Below are 12,178 nucleotides of genomic sequence, written 5' to 3'. Positions count from 1 at the left end.
CGGCCGCTCAGACGCCGTAGCCGTCGTTGTACCCGTCGCGGTGCGCGTGGTGGTGGTGATGCGGTTCCTCCTCGACGACCGGGGTCGTCGGGGGCACCACCACGCGCCTGCGGCGGGCGATCCCGCTGAACGTGGCCAGCCCGATCAGGCCGGTGGCCATGAAGATGACGCCGACCAGGTCGAGGTTGACCCCGTTCATGTGCCAGTCGGTGGCGAACGTGAGGATCGCGCCCACGGCGATCAGGATGATGCAGCCTCCGAGACCCATGAGGACTCGCCTCCCCTTCACGGTTCCGGAATCTCCGGTCCCGCTCGGGTACCCGGCATCAGCCCAACTAGCCCTCCAGGAACGCCGCGAGGGCGTTCGCGAGGAGGAACGGGTCGTCGGCGCCGCACAGTTCGCGCACGCTGTGCATGGACAGGATCGCCACGCCGATGTCGACCGTGGTGATCCCGTGCCGGGCCGCGGTGATCGGTCCGATGGTGGTGCCGCAGGGCATCGAGTTGTGCGAGACGAAGGTCTGGTACGGCACTCCGGCGCGCTCGCAGGCGGCGGCGAACAGGGCGCGCCCCGAACCGTCCGTGGCGTAGCGGTTGTTGACGTTCACCTTGAGGATCGGGCCGCCGTTGAGGCGCGGGTGGTGCGTCGGGTCGTGCCGCTCCGCGTAGTTGGGGTGCACGGCGTGGCCGGTGTCGGAGGAGAGGCACACGGTCCCGGCGAAGGCGCGGGCGCGGTCCTCGAAGGTGCCGCCCCGGGCGAGCACGGAACGCTCCAGGACGGTGCCGAGCAGCGGGCCGTCGGCGCCGGTGTCGGACTGCGAGCCGGTCTCCTCGTGGTCGAAGGCGGCCAGCACCGGGATGTGCGGGAGCGGGGCGCCCGAGGTCGCGGCGGCGATCAGCGCGGCCGTACCGGCGTGCACGGAGAGCAGGTTGTCCATGCGGGGCCCGGCGACCAGTTCGCGGTCGCGGCCCAGGTAGGCGGGCGGCTCGACGGGGTACGTCATCAGGTCCCACCCGGTGACCGAACCGGCGTCAAGACCGGCCTCCTCCTCCAGGAAGGCGATCAGGTCGCCCTCGCGGACGTCGTCGCCGAGGCCCCACACGGGCTGGAGGTGGCGCTGCTTGTCGAGCTTGAGGCCGTCGGCGCTCACCGTGCGGTCCAGGTGGATGGCGAGCTGGGGCACGCGCAGCAGCGGCCGGTCCACGTCGACGAGGACAGTGGAGCCGTCGCGCAGGGTCAGCCGCCCGGCGAGGCCGAGGTCGCGGTCGAGCCAGGAGTTCATCAGCGGGCCGCCGTAGATCTCCACCGCGACCTGCCGGAAGCCGTGCGCGCCGCTGTCCGGCTGCGGCTTGATCCTGAGGCTCGGGGAGTCGGTGTGCGCGCCGACGATCCGGAACGGGGTGTGCGGCTCGGCGCCCTCGGGGACGTACCAGGCGATGATCGCGCCGCCCCGCAGCACATACCGGCCACCGGTGCCGGTGCCCGCCGGGGTGTCCCAGGCGTCGGTCTCGGCGACCTGCCGGAAGCCCGCCTTCTCCAGCCGCGCGGCGGCGTTCGCCACGGCGTGGTACGGCGTCGGACTTGCCGCGAGGAAGGTCATCAGGTCGTCGGTGTGGCCGCGGTCGAAGCGGGACGGTGCGCTCATGGCGTTTACCTTAACGACGTGCGCGGGCCCGCTCCCGGCAAGAGGGGAGCGGGCCCGCGGCAGTTGGGGAAGAGCCGGAGTGCGAGAGCTTAGAAGGCCGCCTCGTCCAGCTCCATCAGGTCCAGGTCGACGGTGCCGGCGACCTTGCGGGCCAGGGTCACGCCGGGCAGGACGTTGGCCGCGAAGAACTTCGCCGCCGCGATCTTGCCGGTGTAGAACGCCTTGTCCTTGGCGGACGCGGTCTCCAGCTTCTCGGCGGCGACGGCGGCACCGCGCAGCAGCAGGTAGCCGACGATCACGTCGCCGGAGGCGAGCAGCAGGCGGGTGGTGTTGAGGCCCACCTTGTAGATGTTCTTGACGTCCTGCTCGGTGGCCGCGAGGTCGGTCAGCATCAGACCGACGATGGCCTCCAGCTCCACGGCCGCCTTGGCCAGGTGCTCGCGGGCGCCCGCCAGCTCCTCGCCGCCGGTGCCGAGCGCCAGGAACTTCTTGATGTCCTCGGCGAGCGAGTTCAGCGCGGCGCCCTGGTTGCGGACGATCTTCCGGAAGAAGAAGTCCTGGCCCTGGATCGCCGTGGTGCCCTCGTAGAGGGTGTCGATCTTCGCGTCGCGGATGTACTGCTCGATCGGGTACTCCTGGAGGAACCCGGAGCCGCCGAAGGTCTGGAGCGACTGGGCGAGCTGCTCGTAGCCCTTCTCGGAGCCGTAGCCCTTGACGATCGGCAGGAGCAGGTCGTTCAGCGCGTGCTCGGTGGAGGCGTCCTCGCCGTTCGCCTCCTTGACCGCGATCGCGTCCTGGACGGAGGCGGTGTGGAGGACGAGGGCGCGCATGCCCTCCGCGTACGCCTTCTGCGTCATCAGCGAGCGGCGCACGTCGGGGTGGTGCGTGATGGTGACCTTGGGCGCGGCCTTGTCCATGAAGTTCGCCAGGTCCGGACCCTGGACGCGCTCCTTGGCGTACTCCAGCGCGTTGAGGTAGCCCGTCGACAGCGTGGAGATCGCCTTCGTGCCGACCATCATGCGGGCGAACTCGATGATGCGGAACATCTGGCGGATGCCGTCGTGCTTGTCGCCGATCAGCCAGCCCTTGGCGGGGTGGCGGTCGCCGAAGGTCATCTCGCAGGTGTTGGAGGCCTTGAGGCCCATCTTGTGCTCGACGTTGGTCGCGTAGACGCCGTTGCGCTCGCCCAGCTCGCCGGACTCGCCGTCGAAGAGGAACTTCGGGACGAGGAAGAGGGAGAGGCCCTTGGTGCCGGGACCGGCGCCCTCGGGACGCGCCAGCACGTAGTGGAGGATGTTCTCCTCCATGTCGTGCTCACCGGAGGTGATGAAGCGCTTCACGCCCTCGATGTGCCAGGAGCCGTCCTCCTGCTGGACCGCCTTGGTGCGGCCCGCACCCACGTCCGAACCGGCGTCCGGCTCGGTCAGCACCATGGTGGAGCCCCAGGTCTTCTCGACCGCGATCGAGGCCCACTTCTTCTGCTCCTCGGTGCCCTCCTCGAAGAGGATGCGCGCGAACGCCGGGCCGGAGGAGTACATCCAGATGGCGGGGTTGGCGCCGAGTACCAGCTCCGCGTACGCCCAGATCAGGGACGGCGGGGTGTTGGTGCCGCCGATCTCCTCGGGCAGGCCGAGGCGCCAGTACTCGGAGTCCATGAAGGCCTTGTAGCTCTTCTTGAAGGACGCCGGGACCGGCGCGGTGTTCGTCTCGGGGTCGAAGACCGGCGGGTTGCGGTCGGCGTCCACGAAGGACTCCGCCAGCTCGTTCTCCGAGAGCCGGGTCAGCTCCGCCAGGACGGACTTGGCGGTGTCGGTGTCCATCTCCTCGAAGGGGCCGGTGCCGTAGAGCTTGTCGCGGCCGAGGACTTCGAAGAGGTTGAACTCGATGTCGCGGAGATTGGACTTGTAGTGCCCCATGGTGACTCCGTCAGGTCTCGGCGAGGCACTGACTCCTCGCATCTGGTTCACGTACCAACTAGTAGCTCCGATGATGCTACCCGTCGGTAATAAGAAGCAACCCCGCGGGGGTTCGCCGCGCGGAGGCTCTGCCCGGCCCCGGGGCGCCCGTCGGCCCGGGCCCCCGACACCCCCTGGCGCCGGGGCTCCGGCTCGATAGGCTTGCGCGCATGTACGGCTACGACCAGAACGTGGGCGCTCAGCAGCAGTACGTCCCACCGCAGCAGCAGATGCCGGGCGGTGTCGGCGGATACGGCCAGCAGCCGCCGCTCTACCCCGAGCCGTCGGCGCCCTCCCTCGCGGACGCGGTGCGCGCGTTCACCACGGGCTCGATGTCCGCCGAGGACTTCCAGCAGGTGTTCGCCACGTCCAAGGTGTACTGCCCGCGCGGCGACACCCCGGGCTTCCTCGCCCTGCACAACACCCAGCAGCCGGTGATCCCGATGTTCACCTCGCTCAAGGAGCTGCGGCGGTACGCGGGCAAGGAGTCCAAGTACTTCGTGATCACCGGCGCCGAGGTGATCGACCTCCTCCCGACCGGCTACGGCTTCGTGGTCGACATGGAGGGCGAGCACCGGATGGTGTTCGACGCGAAGGCCGTGGAGCAGATGGTCGAGTTCGCGATGCGCCGCATGTACGGCGGCTAGCCGCCATTGCTTCGCCTACGGCGGCTGACGGGGTGACCCACCCCACCCCGGGCCCGGAGGGAATTTCCTCCGGGCCCGCTCTGTTGTGAGTGGCAGAAAGTTCAACGCTCAACTAAAGTGGTCCCACAAGGAGGTACCGACCATGCCCGCAGTGACCGTCGAGAACCCGTTGACGCTGCCCCGTGTGACCGCTCCCGCCGACGCCGTGTCGCGTCCGGTGCTGACCGTCACGACCGCTCCGAGCGGTTTCGAAGGCGAGGGCTTCCCGGTGCGCCGGGCGTTCGCCGGAATCAACTACCGCCACCTCGACCCGTTCATCATGATGGACCAGATGGGTGAGGTGGAGTACGCGCCGGGCGAGCCCAAGGGCACCCCCTGGCACCCGCACCGCGGCTTCGAGACCGTGACCTACATCATCGACGGCGTCTTCGACCACCAGGACTCCAACGGCGGTGGCGGCACCATCACCAACGGCGACACCCAGTGGATGACGGCGGGCTCCGGCCTGCTGCACATCGAGGCTCCGCCGGAGCAGCTCGTCGTCTCGGGCGGTCTTTTCCACGGGCTCCAGCTGTGGGTGAACCTCCCGGCCAAGGACAAGATGATGGCCCCCCGCTACCAGGACATCCGCGCGGGCAGCGTGCAGCTGCTCACCTCCCCGGACGGCGGCGCGCTGCTGCGCGTCATCGCCGGTGAGCTGGACGGCCACGAGGGCCCCGGCATCACGCACACCCCGATCGTCATGGTCCACGCGACCCTGGCGCCGGGCGCCGAGATCACCCTGCCCTGGCGCGAGGACTTCAACGGCCTGGCGTACGTGCTCGCGGGCCGTGGCTCGGTCGGCGTGGAGCGCCGCCCGGTCCACATGGGCCAGACCGCCGTCTTCGGCGCCGGCTCCTCGCTGACCGTCCGCGCCGACGAGAAGCAGGACGCCCACACCCCCGACCTCGAGGTCGTCCTCCTCGGCGGACAGCCCATCCGTGAGCCCATGGCCCACTACGGCCCGTTCGTCATGAACACCAAGGAACAGCTCATGCAGGCCTTCGAGGACTTCCAGAAGGGCCGCCTCGGCACGGTCCCCGCGGTCCACGGGATGACGGAGACGGGCCCGGAGGCGTGAGATCCGCCCGCTTGTGAACCCCGCCGCCCGGCAGACAACGGCGTCTGCCGGGCGGCGGCGTTTTGGTGGCCCACTTTTCGGCCCACCGAGTCGGGTGGTGGGTGGGCATAGGCCGGGGGTCCAGGGGGTGGGAGCCCCCTGGGAGACGGTGCGTGGAGAGACGGCGCCCTCACCCGCCCGGCCCGCCGCAGCACGACAGCCGAGGCCGGCCCATGATCCGCTGGACAGGTGTCGCTACTGCCCGACCCCGTCCGCCGCTTCGCGGCCTGGTGTGTCGTCCTGCTGCTCATCGCCGGGGTCGGCTGGGTCGGCATCCGGTTGTGCGGCGAGCTGAGGACAGCGGTCGTCCCCGTACTCCTCGCCCTGCTGGGCACCGCCCTCCTGGGCCCCCTGTACCGCTGGATGGTCAGGGCCAGGCTGAACGCCAGCCTCGCCGCGGCCCTCACCTGCGTGGCAGTCGTCGCCGTGGTCGGCGGCGCGGTCTACATCGTCGTAGCAGCCCTCGTGGACACCGGCGACCAGATCGTCACCTCGCTGAGGGACGCCGCGAAGGCCGTCGCCCGGCACTTCGGGGCCGCGGGCACCGGACTCGACGACCTCGCCGCCAACTCCCGCAAGCTGCTGGAGAAGTTCGGCGGCACGGCGGTCTCCAACGTCATCAGCGGCGTCAGCATCGTCGGCGAGTCCATCGCCATCGCCGTACTCGCCCTGCTCCTCGTGTTCTTCTTCCTCCGCGACTCCCACCGCGCCCTCAAGGCGCTGCGCACCCTCGCCCCCGGCGGCACCGCCGACCTGATGGAGGCCATGGCCCGCCGCGCCTTCGAGGCGATCGAGGGCTTCATGCGCGGGACGACGCTCATCGCGCTCATCGACGCCGTCTGCATCACCATCGGCCTGCTGATCCTGCGCGTACCCGGCGCGGTCGGGCTCGGCGCGCTCGTCTTCGTCAGCGCCTACATCCCCTACCTCGGCGCCTTCCTCTCCGGCGCCGTCGCCGTCCTGGTCGCACTCGCGGACCGGGGCTTCGTCATCGCCCTGTGGGCGCTCGGGGTCGTCCTCGCCGTACAGGTGCTGGAGGGCCACGTCCTCCAGCCGGCCATCCAGAGCCGTACCGTCCAGATGCACCCGGCCGTGGTGATGCTGACGATCACCGCCGGGGCCTCGGTCGCGGGCATCCTCGGCATGCTGCTCGCGGTTCCGCTCACGGCGGCGTTCTTCGGAATCGTGGGCGTACTGCGCACCCGGTACGACGAGCAGTCCCAGACCGACAGGACCTAGAGCTCGTCGGACAGGCCCCACTCCACGGCGGCCGCGCCCCCGCCTTCCCCGCCCTCCCCGTCCTGCTCGTACAGCTCGAACCAGATGCTCTTGCCCTTGCCCTGCGGCTCGACCCCCCAGGCGTCGGCCAGCAGCTCGATCAGCATCAGGCCCCGGCCCGAGGAGGCCAGCTCGCCCGGGCGGCGCTTGTGCGGCAGATCGGCGCCGGTGTCGGTGACCTGGACCCGCAGCCGTCGCGCCCCGCTCTGCCCGAAGATCTCGGCGAGCAGCAGCGCGTCCGCGTCGGTGTGCACCAGCACGTTGGTGATCAGCTCGGAGACCAGCAGCACCGCCGAGTCCACCTGGTCCGGGGAGACCCAGTCGTGCAGCAGCTCGCGCAGATACTGGCGGGCCTCCGCGATCCGCTCGGGCTCGTCCTGCGCGACCGACAGCAGCGTGCTGCGCACCCGGGTGCGGGCCGTCTCCTCCCGCTCGGGCTCCTCGCCCCGGTACAGCAGCAGGACCGCGATGTCGTCCTCGCGGCGGTCGGTCAGCGGGCCCGTCGTGTGGTGGGAGGAGGGCCCGTGCACGCCCTGCACCAGCGCGTCCGCCAGCTCCTCCAGACCGCGCTCGCGGTCCGCGTCCGAGACGGCGTGCTCCTCCAGGATCGCGCGGACGCGCCGCCAGCCGCTCTCCATGTCGTGGCCGCCGGTCTCGATCAGCCCGTCGGTGCACAGCATCATCGTCTCGCCCGGCTCCAGGGTGAACCGGGTCGTCGGATAGTCGGCGTCCGGATCGACGCCCAGTGGCGGCCCGCCCGCCGTCGGCCGGGTCATCACCGTGCCGTCCGCCATCCGGACCACCGGGTCCGGGTGCCCGGCGCGGGCGACCTCCAGGCGGCCCGTCGCCGGGTCGGCCTCCGCGTACAGACAGGTCGCGAAGCGCAGCTGGGCCAGCTCCTCGTCGTGCGTGATGCCGTGCAGGAAGCGGGAGGCGCGGGAGAGCACGGCGTCCGGGCGGTGCCCCTCGGCGGCGTAGGCGCGCAGGGCGATGCGCAGCTGGCCCATCAGCCCCGCCGCCCGTACGTCGTGCCCCTGCACGTCCCCGATGACCAGCGCGAACCTGCCGCCGTCGGTACTGCGCCCGGTGGCCCCGCCGGGCAGCGGGATCATGTCGTACCAGTCGCCGCCGACCTGGAGGCCGCCGCCGGTCGGTATGTAGCGGGCGGCCACGTTCATGCCGGGTATCCCGGCGATCAGCGAGGGCAGCATGGAGCGCTGGAGGCCCTCGGTCAGCTCCCGCTGGGTCTCGGCGGCGCTCGCCCGCGACAGCGCCTGCGCGAGCATCCGGGCCACGGTGGTGAGCACGGCCCGCTCGTCCGGGGTGAACGCCACCGGATAGCTGAACGCCGCCATCCAGGCGCCCATCGTGTGCCCGCCCGCCGTCAGCGGCAGGAACGCCCACGAACGGCGCCCGAACTGCTCGGCCAGCGGCCAGGCGGCCGGATAGCGGTCCCGGTAGTCGCCGGGCGAGGAGAGATAGACGGCGCGGCCGGTGCGGACGACCTCGGCGGCCGGATAGTTGGTGCTCAGCGGCATATGGGTGAAGGGGCCGTCGTCGCCGGGCGCGTAGCCGTGGTGGCCGATGATCGTCAGCCGCTCGCCCTCCACGCCGAACACCGCGAGGCCGTCCGGGGAGAACCCCGGCATCGACAGGCCGGCCGCGACCCGCAGCACCTCCTCCGTGGAGCGCGCCTCGGCCAGCGCCCGGCCCGCGTCCAGCAGGAACGCCTCGCGCGAGCGCCGCCAGTCCCCGGTGACCGCGCTGCGCGCCGACGACGTGCCCGGCGCGGGCTCGGTCACCTCCTGGAGGGTGCCGATCAGTTCGTACGCGTGCCGCTCACGGTCGTACGACGGCTTGGAGCGGCTGCGTACGACCCGGAGGACGTGCCCCTGCTCGTCGATGATCCGGATGCGCACCTCGGCCAGCGTGCCCTCGGCCACCGCGAGCGGCACCACCCCGGTGATCTCGTTCCAGTCGTCGGGGTGCAGCCGGGCGCGGGCCTGGGCCTCGGTGAGAGTGGTGGGGCGCGCGGGGAGGCCGAGCAGCCGTGCCGCCTCCGCGTCCACGGTGACCAGTTCCGTCGCCGTGTCCCAGTGCCACAGTCCGGTCGCGAGGGCGGCGAGGATGTCCCCCGTGGACGGAAGCGGCTCGCCAGTGCGCATTGCCCCACTTTAAGAAGAGGTGACCCTGGGCTGCCACCGTGGATCGGCGGACGGCAGTGCGGACCGTAATGGTGGGGAGCCGATCTTGGCCTGCCCGGTACCCTTGATGGGTCCGGGCCCCGTGCCCGTACACAGCCGAGAGAGAGCAATCTCGGTACCCCGAAGCGCAAAGGACGATGAACGACGATGCATCGGTACAGGTCCCACACCTGCGGCCAGCTCCGCGCCTCTGACGTCGGCACCGACGTCCGGCTCAGTGGCTGGCTGCACAATCGTCGCGACCTGGGCGGCATCCTCTTCATCGATCTGCGTGACCACTACGGCATCACGCAGCTGGTCGCCCGCCCCGGCACCCCCGCGTACGAGGCCCTGGACTCCATCTCCAAGGAGTCCACGGTCCGCATCGACGGCCGCGTTGTTTCACGTGGAACCGAGAACGTGAACCCCGAGCTGCCCACCGGTGAGGTCGAGGTCGAGGTCGCGGAGGTCGAGCTGCTCGGCGCCGCCGCCCCGCTGCCCTTCACGATCAACGCCGAGGACGGCGTGAACGAGGAGCGGCGCCTGGAGTACCGCTTCCTGGACCTGCGCCGTGAGCGGATGCACCGCAACATCATGCTGCGCACGGCGGTCATCTCCGCCATGCGGCAGAAGATGTCCGCGATGGGCTTCAACGAGATGGCGACGCCGATCCTGTCCGCCACCTCCCCCGAGGGCGCCCGCGACTACGTCGTGCCCTCGCGCGTCCACGCGGGCCGCTTCTACGCCCTGCCGCAGGCGCCGCAGCAGTTCAAGCAGCTGTTGATGATCTCCGGCTTCGACCGGTACTTCCAGATCGCGCCCTGCTTCCGCGACGAGGACGCCCGCGCCGACCGCTCGCCGGGCGAGTTCTACCAGCTCGACGTCGAGATGAGCTTCGTCGAGCAGGAGGACATCTTCCAGCCGATCGAGAAGCTCATGACGGAGCTGTTCGAGGAGTTCGGCGGCGGCCGCCACGTCACCTCGCCGTTCCCGCGCATCCCGTTCCGCGAGGCGATGCTCAAGTACGGCTCCGACAAGCCGGACCTGCGCGCCAAGCTGGAGCTCGTCGACATCACCGACGTCTTCGAGGGCTCGGCGTTCAAGGCGTTCGCGGGCAAGCACGTGCGCGCGCTCGCGGTGCCGGACGTCGCGGGCCAGAGCCGCAAGTTCTTCGACGGTCTCGGCGAGTTCGCCGTCTCGCAGGGCGCGCAGGGCCTGGCCTGGGTCCGCGTCGGCGAGGACGGTTCGCTGACCGGCCCGATCGCCAAGTTCCTCACCGAGGAGAACGTCGCCGAGCTGACCAAGCGTCTGTCGCTGGCCCCCGGCCACGCGGTGTTCTTCGGCGCGGGCGAGTTCGACGAGGTCTCCAAGATCATGGGCGCGGTGCGCGTCGAGGCGGCCAAGCGCGCGGGCCAGTTCGAGGACGGCGTCTTCCGCTTCTGCTGGATCGTCGACTTCCCGATGTACGAGAAGGACGAGGAGACGGGGAAGATCGACTTCTCCCACAACCCGTTCTCGATGCCGCAGGGCGGTCTGGAGGCCCTGGAGACCCAGGACCCGCTGGACATCCTGGGCTGGCAGTACGACATCGTCTGCAACGGCGTCGAGCTGTCCTCCGGCGCGATCCGGAACCACGAGCCGGACATCATGCTCAAGGCCTTCGAGATCGCGGGCTACGACCGTGACACGGTCGAGGACAAGTTCGCCGGCATGCTCCGCGCGTTCCGCTTCGGCGCCCCGCCGCACGGCGGCATCGCCCCCGGCGTCGACCGCATCGTCATGCTCCTCGCGGACGAGCCCAACATCCGCGAGACGATCGCCTTCCCGCTCAACGGCAACGCCCAGGACCTCATGATGGGCGCCCCGACCGAGCTGGACGAGTCCCGCCTGCGGGAGCTGCACCTGAACATCAGGAAGCCGCAGCCGAAGTAGTAAGCGGTGCGCGTAAGACGGCCCGGCTCCTTGAGGGGAGCCGGGCCGTCTCCGTTCTCTATTCGCTCTCTTCGCTTTCCTGATCCGGATCGGCGCCGTCCTCCAGGAGCCGTTCACCGATGTCGTCGGACCAGTGCTGGGCCCAGGCGCGCAGGTCGGAGACGTCCTGTCGGGTGAGCCCGTACCGGATGAAGTCCCCGTCCGGATAGAAGTCGGTCCCCGTCAGCCGCGCCTGCAGCGTGGGCAGATCGAACACGTCGTACGCGTGCCGCCGCCCCAGCTCCTCCAGCTCCGGCAACGAGAACCGTCCGGCCGCGGCCCGCGCGTCCACGAGATCGACGGCCGCCCCTCGGTCGTACAACGCCCGCACCTTGGTCCCGACGGCGTCCTCCAGCGACAGCGACGGCCCGTACTCCGTCAGCTCGGGCGGCTCCCACAGCGCCTCCTTGTGCAGCGCCAGCTCGACGGTCTCCCCGCTCGGCGGATCGCCGACGACCAGCTGCGCGGCGAACGAACCGACACCCCGCACCTCGACCCTCCGCCCCCGCACCTCCAACGCCCCCGCGAGCCCCCGGGCGATCTCCTCCATCCCCACCCCGCTCTCACTCGCGAAGTCCAGGTTCCGGTGCGCCCGCCGCACGATCCCATGCGCCTGCAGGGCATACCCCCCGGCCAGCACGAGCCCGTACGGGGCCCCCGCGGTGACGACATCGGCGAGAAGACGGCGGTGGGGGTCGGGAAGGTTCACGGCGTGGCCAAGGGGACGGTTCCTGTGCTGCTCGGACAGGCTGAACTTTCCCAGACCCAGCGCCCCGTCACCTCGCGGGGCTCGGTTCCGGCCCGGGATTTCATCCCTCGGGCGCGCCCTCGGAGACCGTAGTGATCAGCTCTTCCGCACGGGTGACCGTGGGAGCGAGGTCGAGCCGGCGGGCCCTCAGCTGGCTGCTTCCTGCAAGTCGCCGCCCGCGACGCCCCAGCCGGTGACTTCGGGGTCGACCGGAGGGAGTGCCCAGGGCTCCAGGGTGCCGTTGACGAGCTCTGCCAGGAACTGGACCGTTCCGCCCTCGTAGTGCCACCAGGGGCCGTTGCGGGAGCAGATGGTGACCGGCCAGTGGTCGGGGTCGTCGCCGAGCACGCTCCAGAAGAAGTAATCGCCTTCCATGGAGCCTCCCCAGGACAGCAGGTTCGTCGAGACGAGCTCAGGGGGACGCAGGTCGGCCGGGTAGTCCGAGTACGGCCCCTCGTCTGCCCCGGCCCAGGCGCGTTCCTCTCCGGGCCGGGGAACGAAGACGCCCAGGAAGTCGTCCAGCTCGAACGCCGGGTACCACTCGGCGAGCGCCTTGAAGTCGGACGGCAGGCGCGTACCGATGGCCTCCAT

General features: G+C 70.6%; 10 protein-coding genes. 4 read left to right on the top strand and 6 right to left on the bottom strand.

Annotation, left to right across the window (positions count from 1 at the left end; genetic code table 11):
* Positions 1–7: 7 nt before the first annotated feature.
* The 3 genes from GTW40_RS24945 to GTW40_RS24935 form a co-directional block, all read right to left on the bottom strand.
* Complete coding sequence (locus GTW40_RS24945) at positions 8–268, bottom strand: hypothetical protein (protein ID WP_161182412.1); 261 nt, start codon at positions 266–268, stop codon at positions 8–10.
* A 67-nt stretch (positions 269–335) separates the two neighbouring features.
* Positions 336–1,646, bottom strand: a complete 1,311-nt coding sequence (locus GTW40_RS24940) for a M18 family aminopeptidase (protein WP_161182411.1) — start codon at positions 1,644–1,646, stop codon at positions 336–338.
* An 89-nt stretch (positions 1,647–1,735) separates the two neighbouring features.
* A complete protein-coding gene (locus GTW40_RS24935) occupies positions 1,736–3,562 on the bottom strand; it encodes an acyl-CoA dehydrogenase (RefSeq protein WP_161182410.1) in 1,827 nt (608 codons plus the stop codon).
* A gap of 209 nt (positions 3,563–3,771) precedes the next feature.
* Here GTW40_RS24935 and GTW40_RS24930 point away from each other — a divergent pair, with 209 nt between their 5' ends.
* From GTW40_RS24930 to GTW40_RS24920, 3 genes are all read left to right on the top strand, one after another.
* Positions 3,772–4,248, top strand: coding sequence for an SseB family protein (locus GTW40_RS24930; protein ID WP_161182409.1), 477 nt, complete (start codon positions 3,772–3,774; stop codon positions 4,246–4,248).
* A gap of 142 nt (positions 4,249–4,390) precedes the next feature.
* Positions 4,391–5,368: a pirin family protein gene (locus GTW40_RS24925; RefSeq protein ID WP_161182408.1), complete on the top strand. Its 978-nt coding sequence runs from the start codon at positions 4,391–4,393 to the stop codon at positions 5,366–5,368.
* 228 nt (positions 5,369–5,596) lie between these two features.
* Positions 5,597–6,646, top strand: a complete 1,050-nt coding sequence (locus tag GTW40_RS24920) for an AI-2E family transporter (RefSeq protein ID WP_161182407.1) — start codon at positions 5,597–5,599, stop codon at positions 6,644–6,646.
* Here the strand turns inward: GTW40_RS24920 and GTW40_RS24915 are convergent.
* Positions 6,643–8,850, bottom strand: coding sequence for a SpoIIE family protein phosphatase (locus GTW40_RS24915; protein WP_161182406.1), 2,208 nt, complete (start codon positions 8,848–8,850; stop codon positions 6,643–6,645). The genes GTW40_RS24920 and GTW40_RS24915 overlap by 4 nt on opposite strands.
* Positions 8,851–9,036: 186 nt before the next feature.
* On the opposite strand from GTW40_RS24915, the gene aspS reads away from it, so the two are divergent.
* On the top strand, positions 9,037–10,800 hold the full coding sequence (gene aspS / locus GTW40_RS24910) for an aspartate--tRNA ligase (RefSeq protein WP_161182405.1): 1,764 nt from the start codon (positions 9,037–9,039) through the stop codon (positions 10,798–10,800).
* Positions 10,801–10,858: 58 nt separating this feature from the next.
* Here the strand turns inward: aspS and GTW40_RS24905 are convergent, their stop codons facing one another.
* Entirely contained in the window at positions 10,859–11,548 is a 690-nt protein-coding gene (locus GTW40_RS24905; protein ID WP_161182404.1) for a nucleotidyl transferase AbiEii/AbiGii toxin family protein, read from the bottom strand.
* A 186-nt stretch (positions 11,549–11,734) separates the two neighbouring features.
* Positions 11,735–12,178 (bottom strand): hypothetical protein, encoded by a 444-nt coding sequence (locus GTW40_RS24900; protein WP_237525665.1) that lies wholly within the window; start codon positions 12,176–12,178, stop codon positions 11,735–11,737.

The sequence above is a fragment of the Streptomyces sp. SID4985 genome (assembly GCF_009863025.1).
In the GTDB taxonomy this organism is placed as follows: Bacteria; Actinomycetota; Actinomycetes; order Streptomycetales; family Streptomycetaceae; genus Streptomyces.
This window is presented reverse-complemented; position numbering and strand designations above follow the sequence as displayed.

Excerpts from the sequence above, each read along its gene's own strand:
- GTW40_RS24925 (WP_161182408.1), top strand. The coding sequence starts at position 4,391 with ATGCCCGCAGTGACCGTCGAGAACCCGTTGACGCTGCCCCGTGTGACC.
- GTW40_RS24945 (WP_161182412.1), bottom strand. The coding sequence starts at position 268 with ATGGGTCTCGGAGGCTGCATCATCCTGATCGCCGTGGGCGCGATCCTC.
- GTW40_RS24915 (WP_161182406.1), bottom strand. The coding sequence starts at position 8,850 with ATGCGCACTGGCGAGCCGCTTCCGTCCACGGGGGACATCCTCGCCGCC.
- GTW40_RS24930 (WP_161182409.1), top strand. The coding sequence starts at position 3,772 with ATGTACGGCTACGACCAGAACGTGGGCGCTCAGCAGCAGTACGTCCCA.
- GTW40_RS24940 (WP_161182411.1), bottom strand. The coding sequence starts at position 1,646 with ATGAGCGCACCGTCCCGCTTCGACCGCGGCCACACCGACGACCTGATG.
- GTW40_RS24900 (WP_237525665.1), bottom strand. The coding sequence starts at position 12,178 with ATGGAGGCCATCGGTACGCGCCTGCCGTCCGACTTCAAGGCGCTCGCC.
- aspS (WP_161182405.1), top strand. The coding sequence starts at position 9,037 with ATGCATCGGTACAGGTCCCACACCTGCGGCCAGCTCCGCGCCTCTGAC.
- GTW40_RS24935 (WP_161182410.1), bottom strand. The coding sequence starts at position 3,562 with ATGGGGCACTACAAGTCCAATCTCCGCGACATCGAGTTCAACCTCTTC.